This is a genomic window from Streptomyces sp. NPDC088745, from assembly GCF_044751045.1.
In the GTDB taxonomy this organism is placed as follows: Bacteria; Actinomycetota; Actinomycetes; order Streptomycetales; family Streptomycetaceae; genus Streptomyces; species Streptomyces cremeus.
Genome location: NZ_JBIVLB010000002.1, coordinates 209,209 through 227,844, shown reverse-complemented (window position 1 = coordinate 227,844; position 18,636 = coordinate 209,209). Strand labels below are relative to the sequence as shown.

At 71.8% G+C, this 18,636-nt stretch carries 20 protein-coding genes; 13 read left to right on the top strand and 7 right to left on the bottom strand.

What is annotated here, in order from left to right; all coding sequences use genetic code 11:
- Positions 1–43: 43 nt before the first annotated feature.
- From ACIP93_RS05610 to ACIP93_RS05600, 3 genes are all read left to right on the top strand, one after another.
- Positions 44–628 (top strand): dihydrofolate reductase family protein, encoded by a 585-nt coding sequence (locus tag ACIP93_RS05610; RefSeq protein ID WP_401756052.1) that lies wholly within the window; start codon positions 44–46, stop codon positions 626–628.
- Between the two features lie 5 nt (positions 629–633).
- Positions 634–1,221: a dihydrofolate reductase family protein gene (locus tag ACIP93_RS05605; protein ID WP_401756049.1), complete on the top strand. Its 588-nt coding sequence runs from the start codon at positions 634–636 to the stop codon at positions 1,219–1,221.
- A 75-nt stretch (positions 1,222–1,296) separates the two neighbouring features.
- Positions 1,297–2,049, top strand: coding sequence for a DUF6304 family protein (locus ACIP93_RS05600; protein WP_401756046.1), 753 nt, complete (start codon positions 1,297–1,299; stop codon positions 2,047–2,049).
- A 119-nt stretch (positions 2,050–2,168) separates the two neighbouring features.
- On the opposite strand, the gene snpA is transcribed toward ACIP93_RS05600, so the two are convergent.
- Positions 2,169–2,795 carry a snapalysin gene (gene snpA, locus ACIP93_RS05595; RefSeq protein WP_345228482.1) on the bottom strand — a complete coding sequence of 209 codons (627 nt, stop codon included), beginning with the start codon at positions 2,793–2,795 and terminating at the stop codon, positions 2,169–2,171.
- Positions 2,796–3,035: 240 nt separating this feature from the next.
- On the opposite strand from snpA, the gene ACIP93_RS05590 reads away from it, so the two are divergent.
- Complete coding sequence (locus ACIP93_RS05590) at positions 3,036–4,016, top strand: LysR family transcriptional regulator (protein WP_345228481.1); 981 nt, start codon at positions 3,036–3,038, stop codon at positions 4,014–4,016.
- Positions 4,017–4,165: 149 nt separating this feature from the next.
- Positions 4,166–4,342, top strand: coding sequence for a hypothetical protein (locus tag ACIP93_RS05585; protein WP_345228480.1), 177 nt, complete (start codon positions 4,166–4,168; stop codon positions 4,340–4,342).
- A 34-nt stretch (positions 4,343–4,376) separates the two neighbouring features.
- Here ACIP93_RS05585 and ACIP93_RS05580 read toward each other — a convergent pair whose 3' ends face one another.
- Both ACIP93_RS05580 and sodN read right to left on the bottom strand, forming a co-directional pair.
- A complete protein-coding gene (locus tag ACIP93_RS05580; protein WP_401756041.1) occupies positions 4,377–5,918 on the bottom strand; it encodes a DUF2079 domain-containing protein in 1,542 nt (513 codons plus the stop codon).
- 289 nt (positions 5,919–6,207) lie between these two features.
- Positions 6,208–6,603, bottom strand: a complete 396-nt coding sequence (sodN, locus tag ACIP93_RS05575; protein WP_189820622.1) for a superoxide dismutase, Ni — start codon at positions 6,601–6,603, stop codon at positions 6,208–6,210.
- A gap of 155 nt (positions 6,604–6,758) precedes the next feature.
- Here sodN and sodX point away from each other — a divergent pair, with 155 nt between their 5' ends.
- Positions 6,759–7,211 (top strand): nickel-type superoxide dismutase maturation protease, encoded by a 453-nt coding sequence (gene sodX / locus ACIP93_RS05570; RefSeq protein ID WP_345228478.1) that lies wholly within the window; start codon positions 6,759–6,761, stop codon positions 7,209–7,211.
- On the opposite strand, the gene ACIP93_RS05565 is transcribed toward sodX, so the two are convergent.
- Complete coding sequence (locus ACIP93_RS05565) at positions 7,115–7,744, bottom strand: CGNR zinc finger domain-containing protein (RefSeq protein ID WP_345228477.1); 630 nt, start codon at positions 7,742–7,744, stop codon at positions 7,115–7,117. The genes sodX and ACIP93_RS05565 overlap by 97 nt on opposite strands.
- An 83-nt stretch (positions 7,745–7,827) precedes the next feature.
- Between ACIP93_RS05565 and ACIP93_RS05560 the strand changes: the two genes are divergently transcribed.
- On the top strand, positions 7,828–8,613 hold the full coding sequence (locus tag ACIP93_RS05560; RefSeq protein ID WP_401756036.1) for a class I SAM-dependent methyltransferase: 786 nt from the start codon (positions 7,828–7,830) through the stop codon (positions 8,611–8,613).
- A gap of 118 nt (positions 8,614–8,731) precedes the next feature.
- Here the strand turns inward: ACIP93_RS05560 and ACIP93_RS05555 are convergent, their stop codons facing one another.
- The 3 genes from ACIP93_RS05555 to ACIP93_RS05545 form a co-directional block, all read right to left on the bottom strand.
- On the bottom strand, positions 8,732–9,514 hold the full coding sequence (locus tag ACIP93_RS05555; protein ID WP_401756034.1) for an amino acid ABC transporter ATP-binding protein: 783 nt from the start codon (positions 9,512–9,514) through the stop codon (positions 8,732–8,734).
- Complete coding sequence (locus ACIP93_RS05550; RefSeq protein ID WP_380837321.1) at positions 9,511–10,452, bottom strand: amino acid ABC transporter permease; 942 nt, start codon at positions 10,450–10,452, stop codon at positions 9,511–9,513. The genes ACIP93_RS05555 and ACIP93_RS05550 overlap by 4 nt, the downstream gene beginning before the upstream one ends.
- Before the next feature lie 520 nt (positions 10,453–10,972).
- Positions 10,973–11,935: an ABC transporter substrate-binding protein gene (locus ACIP93_RS05545; protein WP_345228474.1), complete on the bottom strand. Its 963-nt coding sequence runs from the start codon at positions 11,933–11,935 to the stop codon at positions 10,973–10,975.
- Between the two features lie 676 nt (positions 11,936–12,611).
- Here ACIP93_RS05545 and ACIP93_RS05540 point away from each other — a divergent pair.
- The 6 genes from ACIP93_RS05540 (at position 12,612) to ACIP93_RS05515 (ending at position 18,560) form a co-directional block, all read left to right on the top strand.
- The gene (locus ACIP93_RS05540; RefSeq protein WP_345228473.1) at positions 12,612–13,817 is read left to right on the top strand and encodes an NADP-dependent malic enzyme; all 1,206 of its coding nucleotides are present in this window, start codon (positions 12,612–12,614) and stop codon (positions 13,815–13,817) included.
- Between the two features lie 277 nt (positions 13,818–14,094).
- Positions 14,095–15,060, top strand: coding sequence for a zinc-binding dehydrogenase (locus ACIP93_RS05535; RefSeq protein ID WP_401756029.1), 966 nt, complete (start codon positions 14,095–14,097; stop codon positions 15,058–15,060).
- Positions 15,061–15,141: 81 nt separating this feature from the next.
- Entirely contained in the window at positions 15,142–16,554 is a 1,413-nt protein-coding gene (locus ACIP93_RS05530) for a glycoside hydrolase family 5 protein (protein ID WP_401756026.1), read from the top strand.
- 537 nt (positions 16,555–17,091) lie between these two features.
- A complete protein-coding gene (locus ACIP93_RS05525) occupies positions 17,092–17,301 on the top strand; it encodes a helix-turn-helix domain-containing protein (protein WP_345228470.1) in 210 nt (69 codons plus the stop codon).
- Positions 17,301–17,888, top strand: coding sequence for a Clp protease N-terminal domain-containing protein (locus ACIP93_RS05520; RefSeq protein WP_345229147.1), 588 nt, complete (start codon positions 17,301–17,303; stop codon positions 17,886–17,888). The genes ACIP93_RS05525 and ACIP93_RS05520 overlap by 1 nt, the downstream gene beginning before the upstream one ends.
- A 93-nt stretch (positions 17,889–17,981) precedes the next feature.
- Positions 17,982–18,560: a hypothetical protein gene (locus ACIP93_RS05515; RefSeq protein ID WP_401756023.1), complete on the top strand. Its 579-nt coding sequence runs from the start codon at positions 17,982–17,984 to the stop codon at positions 18,558–18,560.
- The last annotated feature ends 76 nt before the right edge of the window (positions 18,561–18,636 follow it).

Here is an 18,636-nt window from a genome sequence, read left to right as displayed (position 1 = left end):
GCGGCAGCAGGCCCACCACGACCCCTTGGAAAGAGGACCCCGCTTGCGCAAGCTCACGTACTACGTCGGCATGTCCCTCGACGGCTTCATCGCCGCACCGGACCTCTCGATCGACGCCTATCCGATCAGCGAGGAGTTCCTGAAGGACTTCCTGGTCGGCGCCTACCCGGAGTGCCTGCCCACGCACGTCCGCGCCGCGCTCGGCGCCGACGCGGCGCCCAACACGCACTTCGACACGATGATCCAGGGCCGCACCACCTACCAGGCCGCCCTCGACATCGGCATCACCAGCCCGTACGCGCACCTGCGCCAGTACGTCGTCTCCCGCAGCCTCGCCGAGTCCCCCGACCCGGCGGTCGAGCTGATCTCCGGCGACCTGGTCGCGAAGGTGCGGGAGCTGAAGGCCGAGGAGGGCGGGCTCGGCATCTACCTCGGCGGCGGCGCTGAGGTCGCCGGCCAGCTCCTGGACGAGATCGACGAACTCGTCCTCAAGGTCTACCCGGTCGTCCTCGGCGACGGCGTCCGCGTCTTCACCGCCGCGTTCGGCGTGCACTCCTTCTCGCTCGACTCCACGCGGACGTTCGACAACGGCACCGTCGTGCTCACCTACTTCCGGCTGAAGGGCTGACCCGCTTGCGCAAGCTGATCTACTACATCGCCACCTCCATCGACGGCTTCATCGGCCACCCGGAGACCGGCGACGGCTCGTTCTTCGAACAGTTCGCGTCCGGCGACTTCCACGCCTTCCTGCTCGGCGAGTACGGCGACACCGTCCCGGCGTTCGGCCGTGCGCACCTGGGCATCGCGGACGCCCCGCTGACCCGCTTCGACACCGTCGTCCAGGGCCGCAGGAGCAACCAGGTCGCGTACGACATGGGCATCACCAGCCCGTACGCGCACCTGCGCCAGTACGTCGCCTCCCGCAGCCTCACCGAGTCCCCCGACCCCGCGATCGAGCTGATCCAGGGTGATCTGGTGCAAAAGGTGCGGGAGTTGAAGGCGGAGGACAGCGAGCTCGACATCTACCTCTGCGGCGGCGGAGAGATCGCCGGGCAGCTCGTCGAGGAGATCGACGAGCTGGTCATCAAGACCTACCCGGTCCTCGTCGGCTCCGGAATCCCCATGGCGTCCGCCGGATTCGCCCTGCGCCGCTACGAGTTGACGTCCGTCCGCAGCTTCGACAACGGCGCGATCGTCTCGACGTACCGCAAGATCCGGTGACCGGGCCCCGGGGCGGCCACCCCGCGGTGGCCGCCCTTGATCGGCGGGTCCCCCGGACGCACTAAAGTCCCGCCCATGACAGGAGAGTCATGGGTCGGCTGGTACCGCGATCGCGCCGGTACGGAAGCCCTCACCCTCAGCACCGACGGGCGGCGCCTGCGCGCCCGCATCCGGGGGCACGAGCTCACCGGCGAGACCTTCACCGGCCTCTTCCCCGACCCCGAAGTCCCCCCGGACGAGGGCGCCTTCACCCTCACCCCCGCGGGCGCGCTGTGCGGCTGCGTCCTGGAGTGGGACATACCGATGCCGGTGTACGACGACGGCATCGTGCACCGTGCCGCCCTGCGCTGCCTGCTCTCGCTGGGCCGCCCGGCCCCCGGCGCGCCCGACGGCGACCCGGAGCGCCTGCACCTGGCCCTCGCCCTGCACTTCGACGGCGCGCTGTTCACCTCCGGCCACGCCGAGAACGACTTCGAGGGCGCCCTCGCCGAGATCCAGCGGCAGCTCCCCGAGGGCTCCTACCTCAAGTCCTGTCTCTCCTGCGCCTTCTCCGACTACTACCCGGCGTCCGGCCCCGGCCTCTTCGGCGGCCTGGCCTGCTTCCGGGACGCCAAGGACGCCTACCGCGAGGCCGGGGACGCCGCCGCCCTCCTCGGCATCTGGGACCGCAGCTCCGGTCCCGTCCAGGAGACCCACCGCTGCCCCGACTTCGAGCGCAGGCCCGCCGAGGGACCGGGCACCGGAAACCGCGGCCCCTTCCCGCCGCCACGGGTGGAACTGCTGCCCGTGCAGGGCGATTTCCAGCCACCGCGGGCCTCGACGGCCTGAGCCGCCCCGCCGCTCCTCGTCGCGGCGGGCGCGCGAAGACGCCCGTACGGTCGGGAAAGCGACCGTACGGGCGTCTCCACGTGAGCGACGCCGAAGCGCGGACGCGGCCGCGCGGCAGGTCAGCCGGCGAGTCCGTTCGCCCAGAGGCGGTCCACGCGGGCGCGCTCGGTGGCGTTCGGGACGGCGTTCTGACAGGACGGGCCGGGGCCGCCGCCCGACATCAGCTCGCTGCACGGGCCGGAGTAGCGGTCCGGCAGGCCCAGGACGTGTCCGGTCTCGTGGGAGGTGACACGGGTGGAGTTGTAGGTCTGGTTCTGCCGGTAGTCCAGGAAGATGTAGCCGCGCCCGTGCCCGTCCGTGCTGGCGTACGAGCCGCGCGAGTCATTGCCCTCGCGGTACGAGAAGCTCGCCCCGGTGGTGGACTCCTGGAGCTTGACGTTGTTCACCGAGCTGTTCCAGATCTGCGTGGAACGGGCTATCTGGGTCCGGAAGGTGGGCGCGCTGGAGGCGTTGTACCGGACGGTGACGACCTGGATGCCGGGGTTGGCGGCACGCTGCTTGCGCACCTCCTTCCACACGGCCTCCTGGAAGGCCTTGGTGGCCGCCGCGTTCTCCGGGGACTGCTGGTACGCCACGTAGCTCGACGCCGCCGGGGCGGGTGCGGTGGCGTTCGCGGCGGGCGCCACGCCGACGGCGGCCAGGCCGAGGCCCAGAGCGGCGGCGAAGAAGGCACGGGGGTGTCTCATGGTGGGGGGTTCTCCCTGCTGTCCGGTGACCCGGCGGGACCGGGTGCTGGTGGGGATCGGATGGGACTGGGGAGAGTGTGGGGGAGCGGGAGCGGGCCGCGCATGATGTCAACCGCCGATAGCGCCATGACATCACCCTGCCGCCCGCCGCCCCGCGGACGGTCGAATCGAGCCAGTCGGGGGTCCAAACGGAAGGGGAACCTCTGGTGTCCGGGGTGCCTCCGCTCTACTCTCGCCCCCATGGAGCTCGAAGTCCGCCACCTTCGTGCACTCGTCGCGATCGCCGACGCGGGCAGCCTGCACAAGGCCGCCCGCGCCCTGGGCATGAGCCAGCCCTCCCTCACCACCCAACTGCGCCGCATCGAGAACGCGGTCGGCGCACAGCTCTTCTCCCGCCGGCGCACCGGCTGCCGCCCCACCCCGCTCGGCCAGTCCCTGCTGAGCCGGGCCCGCCCCCTGGTCGACGGCATGAGCGAGCTCATCACCGAGATGCGCGCCGAGTCCGCCCGCGCGCTCGGTTCCGGTCCCGTCCTGCGCATCGGCTCCACCGCGAGCCGGGTCGTCGCGCTGTGGCTGCGCAGACTCAGACTCAGACTCCCCGACGCCGACCCCACCCTGCACGTCGACGTCTCCGCGGAGGCCCTGCTCGCCATGGTCGCCGCCGGCGCCCTGGACGTCGCCTTCGTCCACGAGGTCGAGGGCTGCCCGCTGCGGCTGCCGCCCGAACTGGAGTTTCGGGTCCTCCTGGACCGCGAGCCGCAGTTCGTCTGCCTCTCCCTCGACCACCCCGCCGCCGCGTCCCCGGTCGTGGACCTCGCCGACCTCGCGGGCGACCGCTGGATGGTCGACCCGAGCGTCGACGGCGAACGCGACGGCCTGCGCCGGGTCCTCAACGAGGCGGGCCTCGACCCGCCGCTCCTGCACGGCGACTACCTCACGGCCTCCTCCCTCATCGTCATCGGCGAGGCCGTCGCCCCCTGCCAGCCCACTTCGGGCCCGCGCGACGACATGGCCATCCGCCCGCTGCGGGGCGACCCCCTGGGCGTACGCCTGCTGCTCGCGGCCCGCCCGGGACTCCCCGAACTGCCGCTGCTCTACGCCGACCTGGAGGCCGCCTACCGGGACGCGGCGCTGCGGGCGCACGGGTACCGGGAGTGGCTGGAGCGGGCGGGGAGCCCGCTGGTGGGGGCGTGGACCGGGGTGGGCGCCGCGCGTACGTGAACGGGGCCCCGCCACGACGGGGGAACGTGGCGGGGCCCTCGTACAGGCAGGTGCCCGGCCTCCGGCGGAGTCATGCGCGGCTCGACGGAGAACTTCCCGCTCCCGCCCGGCCCGTTGATCCCGCCGGGTGCGGGGTAGCCGCGAGTGTCATGAAGGCGAATGGAATGCGGTTGCTGATGTGGCTGGCCGTGCTGGTGGAGCTGATGGCGGTCTTCCAGCACGACCTGATGGGACGGACGTGGCAGGAGGGGTTCGCCGTCGGCGGGGCCTGCGCCCTGGTGGGCCTGTGCGCGGCGCGCGTGACCGGGCGGACCCCGGCCCGCTGAGCCGGCCGCGCGCCGGGGCCCGGCGCTCCGTACGTCAGGGCCTGCGCAGCAGGGTGATCCCGTCCTGGCGCACGACCTCGACGTACCCGTGCTGCCGGTACAGCCCGAGCATGTGCCGCGAACGCTCCACGGGGCACGGCACCTTGACGGTCGGATCGGTGCTGTCGAAGACCACCCAGCGCGGCGGGTGCGCCGGAAGGCCGGTCGGCAGGGACTTCGGGTCGGGCCCGGTCCCGTAACAGACGAGACTGACCGTGGTCCGCGAGGTGAGGAACGGGGCCAGCCGGTTGGAGGAGGCGACGGTGTCGCCGTCGGGGATGCGCTCCAGGACCTGCCGGGCGACGGCGACGTGCCCGGGGGTGCGCCAGGCGGACGGCCGTACCAGGTCGTGCAGCGGGTAGACGGCGGCGCACACGGCGGTGAAGGCGGCGCAGAAGCCGAGCGCACGCCGTCTGCGCGGGGCCGGGAGCAGGTCCTTGCGCCGGCTCAGCACGTCCACGAAGCCCGCGAAGAGCACCGGCATCAGGATCGCGCTGTAGTGGAACCCCGGCGTCCAGTAGTGCTCGTTGCCCGCGAGGAACCGCCACCCCAGCGTCGGCGCACACAGCAGCAGCAACGGCGAGCGCACCCCGACGAAGGCGACGGGCGCGGCCAGCATGAACACCAGCAGCCACTTCATCGGCGGCCACACCAGCCCCAGCGCCAGCGACAGCGGTCCGCCGCCGCTCGCCCCCTCCTCACCGGGCAGCTGTCCCCAGTACGCGAAGGCGCCGCTCGGGTTCACCGCCGGAAGCAGCACGAGTATCTCCACCGCGCTGCCGACGACCCCGAGCACCATCACGGCCACCCCGAGCCCGAGCGGAGCGTCCTTGCGCCCGCCGCGCACCGCCTGCCAGACGATGTACGCCCCCACCGCGGCCAGCGTCAGCCCCAGATCCTCCTTGACCAGCAGCAACGGCGCCGTCCACAGCACCGCGGCCCACCACCGGCGCTGCCCCAGCGCCACCGCGCCGAAGGCCAGCATCGGCACCGCGAACGCGATCTCGTGGAAGTCCTTGGCCGCCGCCGAGACGATCCCCCACGAGGCCCCCACCCCGCACCCGACCACGAGCGCGGCCACCGGCCCGACGGCGCGGTGCGCCCATCGGGTCAGCGGCCAACAGGCGAGCGCGAGCAGCGCCGACTGTGCCACCAGCAAGGTGTACGGGCTCGGGAACACCCGGTAGAAGGGCGCGAGCAGCACCAGAATCGGATGGAAGTGGTCCCCGAGCAGGTTGAACCCGGGCCCCTTCAGCTCCACGACCGGCGCCCGCCCGTGCGCGTACGCCCGCACCGCCTGCTCGAATATCCCGATGTCGAAGCCGCCGTTGAGCCCCTGCCGGTGACGCAGGACCGCGACGACCGAGTAGAGCACGAAGAACACCCCGGTGAGGGACCAGCCCAGGGCCCGCGCCCCGGGCAGCCGGGTCCGCAGCGCGGCACGCACCCGCGCCCCCCGGCCGTCCCCGGCCCGGGGCCCCGGTATGCGTCCGGTCCCTGGGCTCCGTACCGCTGACTCCACGACGATCCTCTCCACGTCCGGCTGCGTGTCTCGGCCGGGCGGTGGGATTCCCGGACTCCTGCTGGAGGCGGCCCGTGCCCGGACCCGCCTCACCCCCGGCAAACCTAAGGCCACGCCCTGACGGCCCCCAAGCCCGGCCCCCGGGGTGCCAGGTGCGGCGGGCCGTCGCCCCGGGCTCGGCGCCCGAAGGCCCCGGAACGACCGCACCCGGCCCGCCTCGCCCGCCCCGAGGGGCGGACGGCGGACCGGGTGCGGTCGGGAAACGGCCGGGCCCGGGCGCGAACCCGGCCGGCGAGGGGAGGCGTCAGGCCTTCTTGGTCTCCCAGAAGATCCGGTCGATCTCGGCGATCAGCTCAAGGGCCTTCTCGCCGGTCTTCGGGTCCGTGGACGCCTTGGCGGCCGAGAGGGCCTTCAGGGTGTCGTTGACGAGCTGGTGCAGCTGCGGGTACTTCTCGAAGTGCGGGGGCTTGAAGTAGTCGCTCCACAGCACCGAGACGTGGTGCTTCGCGAGCTCCGCGCGCTGCTCCTTGATGACGACGGCGCGCGCCTGGAAGTGCGCGTCGTCGTTGGCGGCCATCTTCTCCTGGACGGCCTTGACCGACTCGGCCTCGATGCGGGCCTGGGCGGGGTCGTACACGCCGCAGGGCAGGTCGCAGTGCGCGCTGACCTTGACCTTGGGGGCGAACAGGCGGGAGAGCATGTAAATCGCATCCTTCCTCGTGATCGTCTTCTCAAGAGGGGAGATTACTCCGTGGAAGGTGGCTTTTCGCGAGTGCCCCCATGGGCCTACGTCAAAAGTCCGGGGTCAGTATGGGACCGGGGGCGGTCAGGGATCGGGACGAGGAGGTGCCGCAGATGGCGGACTACGGGCAGGGGCAGCCGCGCGAGCAGGGGCTGCCCGCGAGCTTGCTGCCGTTCGGGAGGGCCGAGGTGACCGGGCTGTCCATGGTGCCCACGCTGCGGCACCGGGACCAGGTGCTGGTGCACTGGGGCGCCGCGGTGCGGGCGGGTGACGTGGTGGTGCTGAGGCATCCGTTGCGGCAGGACCTGCTGGTGGTGAAGAGGGCGGTGGAGCGCAGGGAAGGGGGGTGGTGGGTGCTCGGGGACAACCAGGACGAGGAGGTCTCGGACTCCCGGGCGTTCGGGGTGGTGCCGCCCGCCCTGGTGCTCGGGCGGGTGCGGGCGCGGTACCGGCCCGTGCGGGCCGGGCGTCAGCGGTCGGTGGGGGTGGTGCTGTCGTGGCTGGCGGGAGCGGTGCGGCCGGTGTGGGCGGACCGGTCGCTCTCCAGGCGCTTGCGGGCGCGGTAGGCGGCCACGTTCGCACGCGTGGCGCACCGGTCGGAGCAGTAGCGGCGGGAGCGGTTGGTGGAGGTGTCCAGGTAGGCGTTGCGGCAGGGCGCCGCCTGGCAGAGGCCGAGGCGGTCCGGGCCGTACTCGGTGACGTGGAAGGCCAGGCCCATCGAGGCCGTCGCGGCGAAGCCCGCGGTCGCGTTCGACGGGTGGTCGGCGAGGTGCATGTGCCAGTCCGGACGGCCGTCGGAGGTACGGGTCTCGTGGCCGGAGATCTGCGGGCTCACCGGGAATTCCAGCAGGAGGGAGTTGAGGAGGTCCACGGCGAGGGTCTCGTCGCCCGTGTCGGCCGCCTCGAAGATCGCGCGCAGCCGGGTGCGTACGGAGCGGAAACGGGTCACGTCGGCGTCGGTCGCCCGGCGGGCGGCCTGCTGGCTGGAGCCGAAGAGCTCGCGGACCGCCTCGACGGAGGTGAGCGTGTCCTTGTTGCGGGCGGGTTCCTCCGTGTTCACCAGGCGCACGGCGTAGTCCGCGTAATAGGCCAGTTCCACTTGTAGTCCTTACCGGGGCGGTTTAGTCTCGATGCGAGCGCTCAAAGTAATGGGCGATTATCAAGCTAGGGTATTACGGAGGGGTGGTTCTCGTGGTGGACGGGGCGGACGCGGGGCGGATTCCGCAGGGCTGGGGCGAGTGGCAGGCGAGCTGGGACCGGCAGCAGGAGTGGTACATGCCGGACCGTGAGGAGCGGTTCCGGGTCATGCTCGACATGGTGGAGGCGTTCGTCGGGCGCGAGGCCCGGGTGCTCGACCTCGCATGCGGTACGGGAAGTATCACGGGCAGGCTGCTGGAGCGGTTCCCGGACGCGAGGAGTACGGGCGTCGACCTCGACCCGGCGCTGCTCGCCATCGCCCGCGGCACCTTCGCGGGGGACTCCCGCGCGGAGTTCGTGAGCGCCGACCTCACCGACCCGGCGTGGCGGGACAAGGTGCCGTACGACCGGTACGACGCGGTGCTCACCGCCACCGCCCTGCACTGGCTGAGGCTCGGCCCGCTCGCGACCCTCTACGGACAGGTCGCCGAACTCGTGCGCGAGGGCGGGGTGTTCATGAACGCGGACCGCATGAAGGACCTCACCACCCCGCGCATCAACGCCGCCGAGCGGGCGCAGCGGCACGCGCTCATGGAGCGCACGAAGGGGGACGCGGGCGTGACCGACTGGGCGGGCTGGTGGCGCCTGGCGGCCTCCGACCCGGAGTTGGCCGCCCCGACCGCCGAACGGTTCGCCGTCTTCGGTGAGCACGCGGACGGTGAGACCCCCTCGGCGGAGTGGCACGCCTCCACCCTGCGCGCGGCCGGCTTCGCCGAGGCGCGGGCGGTGTGGGCGTCGCCGTCGGACGCGCTGGTGCTGGCGGTCAAGTAGGCCGGGCGCGTCGCCCGGGCCGCCCGGGTCGCGCAGGTGACGTGTCGGACCAGCGAGGAGGGGCGGTACGGGACCGGTCCCGCACCGCCCCTCCTCGCACACCGGCACCGGCGGAGCGCTACAGCACCTTCGACAGGAACGACTTCGTCCGGTCGTGCTGCGGATTGGTCAGTACGTCGCGCGGGTGGCCGGACTCGACGACCACGCCCTCGTCCATGAAGACCAGCGAGTCGCCGACCTCCCGGGCGAAGCCCATCTCATGCGTCACGACGATCATCGTCATGCCGTCCTCGGCGAGGCCGCGCATCACGTCCAGCACGTCGCCCACCAGCTCCGGGTCGAGCGCGGAGGTCGGCTCGTCGAAGAGCATCAGCTTCGGCTCCATGGCGAGCGCGCGGGCGATCGCCACGCGCTGCTGCTGGCCGCCGGAGAGCTGCGAGGGGTAGTTCCTCGCCTTGTCGGAGAGCCCGACGCGGTCCAGCAGGCGCTCGGCGCGGGCCCGGGCGACAGCCTTCGTCTCGCCCTTGACCTGGATCGGCGCCTCCATGACGTTCTCGATCGCCGTCATGTGCGGGAACAGGTTGAACCGCTGGAAGACCATGCCGATGTCGCGCCGCTTGCGGGCGACCTCGCTGTCCTTCAGCTCGTAGAGCTTGTCGCCCTTCTGCCGGTAGCCGACCAGCTCGCCGTCGACCGACAGCCGGCCCGCGTTGACCTTCTCCAGGTGGTTGATGCAGCGGAGGAAGGTCGACTTCCCGGAGCCGGACGGGCCGATCAGGCAGAACACCTCGCGCGGGGCCACCTCCAGGTCGATGCCCTTGAGGATGTGCGCGGCGCCGAAGGACTTGTGCACGCCCTCGGCCTTCACCATCGGGACGGTGGAATTCTTCGTCGTGGTCATCGCATTGCTCCCGCGCGGTTGCCCAGCGAGGCCAGGTTCGCCTTGACCTTCTGGAACGGGGTGAGCGGCAGCGCACGGCTGGAGCCGCGCCCGTAGTACCGCTCCAGGTAGAACTGGCCGATGGAGAACAGGGTGGTCAGGATCAGGTACCAGGTCGCCGCGAGGAAGAGCATCTCCACCGCCGCGCCCGAGGTCTGCCCGATGTCCTGCGCCTGGCGCAGCAGCTCGGCGAACTGGACCGCCGAGACGAGCGAGGTCGTCTTCAGCATGTTGATGACCTCGTTGCCCGTCGGCGGCACGATCACCCGCATCGCCTGCGGGATGACCACCCGGCGCAGCGTCTTCGCGTGGGTCATGCCCAGCGCGTGCGACGCCTCCGTCTGGCCCTCGTCGACCGCGAGCAGACCGGCCCGGCAGATCTCCGCCATGTACGCCGCCTCGTTCAGGCCGAGGCCCAGGAGCGCGGTGAGCAGCGGGGTCATGAAGACCGACCAGTAGTCCTTGTAGATCGGACCCAGGTTGATGTACTCGAAGACCAGGCCCAGGTTGAACCAGACCATCAGCTGTACGAGGACGGGCGTGCCGCGGAAGAACCAGATGTAGAACCAGGCGATGGAGGAGGTCACCGGGTTCTTCGACAGGCGCATCACGGCGAGCAGGATGCCGCCGACGATGCCGATCGCCATCGACAGGAAGGTCAGCAGCAGGGTCTGGCCCATGCCGCTGAGGATCCGGTCGTCGAAGAAGTAGTCCGGGATCGCGCCCCAGTTGATCCTGCCCCCGGCGAACGCGGAGACGATCGCCGCCAGCAGGGCGAGCGCGACGACCGCGGAGACGTACCGCCCGTAGTGCCGGACCGGGATCGCCTTCAGCGGCACGGGGGTGGTGGCCGGGCCGCCCGGGGACGGTATGGAGTCCTCGGGGCCCTTCTTGTTCATGTCAGCTGTCACAGGTTGTGCCTCTCAGCGCCGAACGGGACGTTGGGCGGGTGGTACGGGGATCGCGGGGTGGTGCGGGGGTGCGGGGGGCGCGGGCGGTGCCGGGTCGTGGGCGGCGGGAGATCCGGGCCGACGGAACGCGGGGGCCGGGGCCCTGGGACCCGGGACGCGCGGTCCGGGTCGGCCGGGACCGGTCACGCCGGGTCCGCAGCGGTCGGCTCCGGTCAGGCCGGGTCCGGAACGGCCGGCTCCGGTCACCGGAACCGGGACGCCGGGTCCGGCCGGCGGGGGCCGGGAGGCCGGCCTCGGCGGGCCCGATCCGCGCGGCCGCTCCGTAGCACGTTCCGGAGCCTGCTCCGTAACGCGTCCGAAGCCGTTCCGAAGCTTGCTCCGAAGCCGTTCCGAAGTCGCTCACGCGACGAGCTCCGGGCGCCCGATGGACCCTGGCCCGGACCCGCGCCCGGTTCGAACCCGCGCCCCGCCCGGACCCGACCCGCTCACCGCCCCCGCGCGTCGACGGTCAGGAACCGCCGTTGACCTTGACCTCGGTGATCGCGCCGCCCTCGCCGCCCCAGTTCGCGAGCGCCTTCTTGTAGTCGCCGTTGGCGATGATCGCCTTCAGCGCCGCCTCGATGGCCTTCGTGAGCTCCTTGTTCTGCTTGGAGACCGCGATGCCGTACGGAGCCGCGTCGACGTCCTCGCCGACCTTCTCGAAGTCGTTGCCGCCGCCGGAGGTCTTCACCGCGTACGCCGTCACCGGGGAGTCCGAGGAACCGGCGTCCGCGCCGCCCGAGCGCAGGCGGGTCTGGGCCTGCTGGTCGTTGGTGAAGGCCTCGATCTTGATGGCGCCCTTGCCGCCCTTCTCGCACTTCTCGGACTGGGTCTTGGCCAGGTCCTCGGAGACGGTGGTGCGCTGCACGACGAGCTTCTTGCCGCACAGGTCGTCCCACGTCTTGATGCCGTTGGACTTGCCCTTCTGCGTGTACAGGGAGACGCCGGCGGTGTAGTAGTCCACGAAGTCGACGCCCTCGCCGACCTTCTTGCCGTTCTCCATGCCCTCCTGGCGGTCCTTGGTGTCGGTCATCGCCGACATCAGGATGTCGTAGCGCTTGGCGCGCAGACCCGTCACCAGGGCGTCGAAGTCGCCGTTCTGGAACTCGAACTTCACCCCGAGCTGCTTGCCCAGGGCGGCGGCGATGTCGGGGTCGATGCCGACGACCTTGCCGTCCTTGTCCTTGAATTCCACCGGGGCGTACGAAATGTCGGAGCCGACCTTGATGACGCCCTTGGCGGCTATCTCCTTGGGCAGCAGGTTGGCCAGCGGGGCCCCGGAGGTCTTGCCGTCGCCGCCGCCCGCGGCGGGCTCCTTGGCCTTGGTCTGGTCGCCGCAGCCGGTCAGTACCAGGGCTCCGGCGACCGCGAGGGCGCCGACCGCGGCCATGCGGGAACGTGCGGCAGAGCGGCGGGGGGTGCGAGCGGTCATGGGGGTCCTCCGGCAGACGAGGGTGAGCGTGCGGGCGGCCGGGTCTTCCCCGGACGCCTGGTGCCCGGACGAATTCGGGCAGGTCGCGAGGGCTGAGCACGCGGCTCTGGGTGGCACGACCCGGACGCGACCAGGTGTGATGTCGGCATCTTGCCATTCGGACCCGGTCATGAAGGGGGCTGGCCATGTCAAAATCAGATAACGGGTGATCCCCGAACCTCAACAGGCCGGTACCTGAAGGCCGGACCTTCTGCGGAGCAGAGGCCGTACAGCCGGAGAAACTGCGGCAAGTCTCGCGATGCGGACACAAAAGAAGTCGCAGAACAGGACATGTCCTGGACTTCCGCGGAACTTGTCCGACATGGCGGTACGAGTCCCCCCAGACCTCCTCGCGCCGCACTCGCGATCGGCCACAGCGGGGCGGCCGACCCGGAATCGGACTCGTCGTCGGTGCGTTCGGTCCGGTAAGAAGGATCCTTACACCCCTCATCCGGGGCCCAGGGCGCGTGTGCGGCGCGCCCGCGCGTTCGCACCTCCCCCTGGCCGGGGCGGGGCCGACCGCTCTTCACGGAGCGGACCTGCCCCCCTTGACAGGGCGCGGACGCGGACCCGCCCACCCCTCCTCAACCAGGAGTGGCCACCCTCAACTGATGAAGACTTAAGGGGTCTGAAGAACATGGCAGCGGAGATCGTCAATTCCGAGACCGGCACGGGCGCAGGGCTGGATGAGCCCTTCGACCCGGCCTTCGCGCTCCACCGGGGCGGAAAGATGGCCGTGCAGGCCACCGTCCCCGTGCGCGACAAGGACGACCTGTCCCTCGCTTACACGCCCGGTGTCGCCAAGGTGTGCACCGCGATCGCGGAGCAGCCGGACCTGGTCAACGACTACACCTGGAAGTCGAACGTCGTCGCCGTCGTCACCGACGGCACGGCGGTCCTCGGGCTCGGTGACATCGGCCCGGAGGCGTCCCTCCCGGTCATGGAGGGGAAGGCCATCCTCTTCAAGCAGTTCGGCGGCGTCGACGCCGTCCCGATCGCGCTGGCGACCACCAACGTGGACGAGATCGTGGAGACCGTCGTCCGCCTCGCCCCGTCCTTCGGCGGGGTCAACCTCGAAGACATCTCGGCTCCCCGCTGCTTCGAGATCGAGGACCGGCTCAAGGAAGCCCTCGACATCCCGGTCTTCCACGACGACCAGCACGGCACGGCCGTCGTCACCCTGGCCGCCCTGCGCAACGCGGCCCGCCTCACCAACCGCTCGCTGAGCGACCTGCGCGCCGTCATCTCGGGCGCGGGCGCGGCGGGCGTGGCCATCGCCAAGTTCCTCCTGGAGGCCGGCCTCGGCGACGTCGCCGTCGCCGACCGCAAGGGCATCGTGAGCCGCGACCGGGACGACCTCACCCCGGTCAAGCGCGAGCTGGCCGAGCTGACGAACAAGGCGAACCTGTCCGGCTCCCTGGAGTCCGCCCTCGCGGGCGCGGACGTCTTCATCGGCGTCTCCGGCGGTACGGTCCCCGAGCCCGCCGTCGCCTCCATGGCGGCCAACGCCTGCGTGTTCGCCATGGCCAACCCGAACCCCGAGGTCCACCCCGACATCGCGCACAAGTACGCGGCGGTCGTGGCCACGGGCCGCTCGGACTACCCGAACCAGATCAACAACGTCCTCGCCTTCCCGGGCATCTTCGCGGGCGCCCTCCAGGTGCGCGCGACGACGATCACCGAGGGCATGAAGATCGCCGCCGCGAACGCGCTGGCCGACGTCGTGGGAGACAAGCTCGCCGCCGACTACGTCATCCCCTCCCCGTTCGACGAGCGCGTCGCCCCGGCGGTCACGGCCGCCGTCGCCGCGGCCGCCCGCGCGGAGGGTGTGGCGCGCCGCTAGCCGCGTTACGTTATGGGCCGCGCCCGTGTCCCCGGTGCGGGGGGCACGGGCGCGGCCCGTGTCCGCGCAGGGGGGCACGGCGGGCGGGCCGCCCGGGCGGAGAGCACGCGAGCCCGGCGGACGACGCCGTACGACAGCGGACGACGCCGTACGACAGCGGATGAAGACGGACGATGCCGGACGACGGCGGACGAGGACGGTCGGAGCGGCGCGACGCGGCGCGGGTCACACCCGGGAGCGGTTCCGCCGGGCCCCCGACGGGGCCTATCGTCACCCCATGTTCGCCGCCTACGCAGCCCGCATCGACCGTGACCAGCCGCTGAACGGCCTGGAGCTGGGGGAGCGCCCGGAGCCCGAAGCGCGGCCCGGGTGGACCACCGTGACAGTGAAGGCCGCCAGCCTCAACCACCACGACCTGTGGTCGCTGCGGGGGGTGGGCATCACCGAGGACGCCTTCCCGATGATCCTCGGCTGCGACGCCGCCGGTATCGACGAGGACGGCAACGAGGTCGTCGTCCACTCCGTCATCGGGGAGACCGGGCACGGCGTCGGCCCGTACGAGAAGCGCTCGATCCTCACCGAGAAGTACCAGGGCACCTTCGCCGAGCGCGTCACCGTGCCCACCTGGAACGTCCTCCCCAAGCCGAGCGGCATCAGCTTCGAGGAGGCCGCCTGCCTGCCCACCGCGTGGCTGACGGCGTACCGGATGCTGTTCACCAACGCGGGCGTGCGCCCCGGCGACGCGGTCCTGGTGCAGGGCGCGGGCGGCGGCGTCGCCACCGCCGCGATCGTCCTCGGGAAGGCCGCCGGTCTGCGGATGTACGCCACCAGCCGCGACGAGGCCAAGCGGAAGCGGGCCGTGGAGCTGGGCGCGGTGGACGCCTTCGAGCCGGGCGCGCGGCTGCCGCAGCGGGTCGATGCCGTCATCGAGACGGTGGGGGCTGCCACCTGGTCGCACTCCGTCAAGTCCCTCCGCCCGGGCGGCACACTGGTCATCTCGGGCGCGACCAGCGGGCAGACCCCGTCCAACGCCGAGCTGAACCGGATCTTCTTCCTGGAGCTGAGGGTCGTCGGCTCGACGATGGGGTCGAAGGACGAGCTGGAGGACCTCCTCAACTTCTGCGCGGCCACCGGTGTACGTCCCGTGATCGACCGGGTCCTGCCGCTGGACCGCGCCCGGGAGGGCTTCGAGCGGATGGCGGGCGGCGAACTCTTCGGAAAGATTGTGCTCACCGGGTCTTGAGAGTCCCCGGGGGCACTGTTTGGATCGCCGGCACCTGACTTGCGAGTGACCGGCGACGCCGGACGGCCGAGGAGTGCCCCCATGCGCAGCAGCACGTACGGAAGATCCCTTGTTGTCGGTGCGAGCTGTGCGGCCCTGCTGGCCGGCCCCGCCGCGCACGCGGCGGAGCGGAAGCCGGCGGCCGAGCCCGCCGTCCCCCGGCTCACCGACGACCGGGGCCGCACGATCACCCTGCGCGGCTGGAACGTCGAGGACAAGACCAACCGGGGCGACCAGGCCCTCACCCTCGTCACCGAGAAGCACTTCCGCGACATGAGCGCGCAGGGCTTCAACTTCGCGCGCCTGCTCGTCTATTGGGACGACATCGAGGCGGTGCGCGGCAGGTACAGCGAGGCGTACCTCCGCAAGGTCGACCGCATCCTGGGCTGGGCCCACAAGTACCGGGTGAAGGTCCTCCTCGACGGCCACCAGGACGTCTTCGGCCCCGCCTTCGGGCACCGCGGCATCCCGGAATGGGCGACCCGCACGGACGGCCTCCCCTTCACCCCGAACCCCGACGACTGGTTCTCGGAGTACTTCCAGCCCGCCGTGCAGCGCGCGTTCACCCACCTCTACGAGGACGAGGACCTCCAGCAGGCGCAGGCGAAGGTCTGGCGGCTGCTCGCCGACCGCTTCGGCGACCACCCCGCCGTCTTCGGCTACGACTTCCTGAACGAGCCCATGGGCGAGCTCAAGGAGGGCGAGGACCTCCCCACGGCCGCCCGCCGCATCGAACGCGACCAGATCACCCCGATGCACAACCGCCTCGCGGCGGCGGTCCGTTCGGTGGACGCGAAGAAGTGGCTGTTCGTCGAACCGACCCCGATCGTCGGCGAGGGCGTGCCGACGGGCCTCGGCCGGATCAAGGACCCGAAGAAGAAGGTCGTGTACGCGCCGCACTTCTACAACACCGCCATGGAGGCGGGCGCGGACTACGACCCGGCCGACGGCTGGATCGAACGCTACGAGGCCGCCGTCACCCAGTACCCGAAGCGGTACGGCGTCCCGGTCGTCGTCGGCGAGTGGGGCCCCCTGAACAACGACGGCCCGAACATGGGCGCCTTCTACCGCGACGCCCTCGCCTCCTTCAGCCGCTACAGCTCCGGCTGGGCGGGCTACGTCTGGTGCTACGGCGGCGGCTACTGCGCGGTCGACGCGTCGGGCAGGCTGCGCGGCCACAAGCAGCAGACCGCGGCCCCGTACGCGGCGGCCGTCGCGGGCCGGACGCGCTCGGAGACGTACGTGAACGGTACGTACACCTTCTCCTACGAGCCGTCCGCGCGCGGCGGCGCGGGCGCGGAGATCTCGGTGCCGCCGGACGCGAGGGGCTGGCGGGTCCGGGTGAGCGGCCGGGGCTGGACGGCGACACGGGGGGTCGCGCCGGGCCGGGCGGAGCGGGTACGCGTGCACGGCCTCCCGGGCGGCCAGGTCACGGTGACCGTCCAGAAGCGATAACCACCGCGCCCCCGCACACCGTCGACGCCCCCAACCCCAACGCACCCGCACGGGCTTACCCGGCGATGCGCCCCGTTCAGGGGCGCGGGGAACTGCGCGACCAGCCACGACGCACCTGCACGGAACCGTTCCCCTTGGCCGCGCGGCGAGCGCTTTAGGGAAAGGGGCGGGCCCGGGGCCTCTCTGCCTGAGCAGAACGAGGCTGAGGCGTCCGGTACCGGGGTTGGATTCACAGCTCTGGCAGGGTCGCGCGTCCGGCGCAGGCGCTTGCGCAGGGGGCGGTACCCGGGTGGGCCGGGAGCGGAAGGGGCCGCCCCCTTGCCCGCCCTCCCCCAAGCTCTCGGCTTCGCTCGAGCAGGGGGTGCCCCCCTCGCCCCCTTGGGGCGGCCCCGTCGCCCAAGGGGGCGGGGGAAACGGGAAGGGCGGCCCCACCGCCCAAGGGGAGGGGGACGACGCCAAGGAGGCTCGGAAGGAAGGTGCGGGGTGGCTTGTCAATTGGGGTTGACGGGAGAGGATCGTCAACGTACATTGACGGATATGAGCGAAGCAACCGATCTCGCCGCCAGGGCGGGAGACCAGGACCCCAAGGTCGGGCTCCGCGCAGTCGTCGCCCTGCGACGCCTGCTGGAGCAACTGGAGGCCGTACAGGTACGGGGCGCTCGCAACCAGGGCTGGTCCTGGCAGGAGATCGCCGCCGAACTGGGCGTCAGCAAGCAGGCCGTGCACAAGAAGCATGGGGGTCGATGATGTTCGAACGGTTCACGGAGAGCGCCCGCCGTACGGTGACCGGCGCGGTCGCCCAGGCCGAGCGGCTCGACCACCCCCAGGTCACCGAGGAACACCTCCTCCTCTCCCTCCTCGACACGGCGGAAGGCCGCGCCTACTTCGCCTTCACGGCGCTCGGCGTGCGCGACCGCCGCACCGACATCGAAGCGGCACTGGCGGCGGCCCGCCGCAGGGGCGGCATGTCGAAGGCCGACACGGACGCACTCGCCGGCCTCGGGATCGACGTGGACGCCATCGTCGCCAAGGTCGAGGAGACGCACGGGCCGGGCGTGCTCGGCCCGGGCGCCCCCGAGGCCGAACCCGCCCGCCGCCCCCGGACGCGGCGCAGGCGGGCACTGCTGGACCACCGGCCGTTCACCCCGGGCGCGAAGAAGGTGCTGGAGCAGTCGCTGAGGGTGGCGCTGGGCCGGGGCGACAAGTACATCGGCGAAGAGCACCTCCTCCTGGCGCTGACGGTGCGCCCGGGTGTCGTCTCGGAGGCCCTGACGGACTTCGGGGCGGGGTACGGGGACGTGGAGCGGGTGATGTTCGGGAGCGACGGCGAGTAGCCTCGCCACCCGCTCGGAACGGGCGTTGTCGGACCCGACCGCTATGGTCGGTCGACAACGCTCGTTTCGTCGCTTTGCGGGAGGTTCGTGGTGGTGGCAGATCCGGTTCCGGTTCCGGTGGAGTTCGTGCCCGCGGGCCGGGCGGTCGCGGAGCCGGTCACGAAGGTGGGCGGCCGGCCGGTGTGGCTGGACGCCCCCCAGTGGCCGCTCTCCGCGGAGTCCGGCGAACCGATGGAATTCATCGGCCAGTTCGAGCTGCCGGGCGACCGCCTGGCGTACGTCTTCATGACCGGGGACGCCTCGGACACCTTCGCCCCGGACGCCGGGGAGAACGCGGTGGTCGTGCAGCCGGGCGGCCGGATGCCGCCCTTCGTCGCAGGCGTACGGGAGTTGACCTCCGGCCCCTCCGTCGGGGACGACCACCTGGCCGTACCGGGAAAGCCGGACGAGGACGGGGAGACCTGGCAGTTCCTCGGCGGTCCGGGCGTGGAGCCCCTGTGGCTCCAGGGCGAGGAGACACCGGGGGAGGAAGCGGGGGAACCATGGACCCTGCTGGTCCAGCTCGACGCGACGGCCCTGCCGGTGGACGTCGACTTCGGTGACGCGGGCATCGGTTACGCGTTCCTGTCCCCGGACGGAGGCGAGGGCCGCTTCCTCTGGCAGTGCGCCTAGAGCACACCCTCCCGCGCCGGCCGGCCGGAGAAAACCGGGTGCCGCGGGGCGTCCCGGTGATGTTGGGTGCGGAGTC

What these genes read in the sequence shown, in the direction of transcription:
- ACIP93_RS05600 (WP_401756046.1), top strand. Translation starts at nt 1,297, where the DNA reads ATGACAGGAGAGTCATGGGTCGGCTGGTACCGCGATCGCGCCGGTACG.
- snpA (WP_345228482.1), bottom strand. Translation starts at nt 2,795, where the DNA reads ATGAGACACCCCCGTGCCTTCTTCGCCGCCGCTCTGGGCCTCGGCCTG.
- ACIP93_RS05590 (WP_345228481.1), top strand. Translation starts at nt 3,036, where the DNA reads ATGGAGCTCGAAGTCCGCCACCTTCGTGCACTCGTCGCGATCGCCGAC.
- ACIP93_RS05585 (WP_345228480.1), top strand. Translation starts at nt 4,166, where the DNA reads ATGAAGGCGAATGGAATGCGGTTGCTGATGTGGCTGGCCGTGCTGGTG.
- sodN (WP_189820622.1), bottom strand. Translation starts at nt 6,603, where the DNA reads ATGCTCTCCCGCCTGTTCGCCCCCAAGGTCAAGGTCAGCGCGCACTGC.
- sodX (WP_345228478.1), top strand. Translation starts at nt 6,759, where the DNA reads ATGGCGGACTACGGGCAGGGGCAGCCGCGCGAGCAGGGGCTGCCCGCG.
- ACIP93_RS05555 (WP_401756034.1), bottom strand. Translation starts at nt 9,514, where the DNA reads ATGACCACGACGAAGAATTCCACCGTCCCGATGGTGAAGGCCGAGGGC.
- ACIP93_RS05550 (WP_380837321.1), bottom strand. Translation starts at nt 10,452, where the DNA reads ATGAACAAGAAGGGCCCCGAGGACTCCATACCGTCCCCGGGCGGCCCG.
- ACIP93_RS05545 (WP_345228474.1), bottom strand. Translation starts at nt 11,935, where the DNA reads ATGACCGCTCGCACCCCCCGCCGCTCTGCCGCACGTTCCCGCATGGCC.
- ACIP93_RS05540 (WP_345228473.1), top strand. Translation starts at nt 12,612, where the DNA reads ATGGCAGCGGAGATCGTCAATTCCGAGACCGGCACGGGCGCAGGGCTG.
- ACIP93_RS05535 (WP_401756029.1), top strand. Translation starts at nt 14,095, where the DNA reads ATGTTCGCCGCCTACGCAGCCCGCATCGACCGTGACCAGCCGCTGAAC.
- ACIP93_RS05530 (WP_401756026.1), top strand. Translation starts at nt 15,142, where the DNA reads ATGCGCAGCAGCACGTACGGAAGATCCCTTGTTGTCGGTGCGAGCTGT.
- ACIP93_RS05525 (WP_345228470.1), top strand. Translation starts at nt 17,092, where the DNA reads ATGAGCGAAGCAACCGATCTCGCCGCCAGGGCGGGAGACCAGGACCCC.
- ACIP93_RS05520 (WP_345229147.1), top strand. Translation starts at nt 17,301, where the DNA reads ATGTTCGAACGGTTCACGGAGAGCGCCCGCCGTACGGTGACCGGCGCG.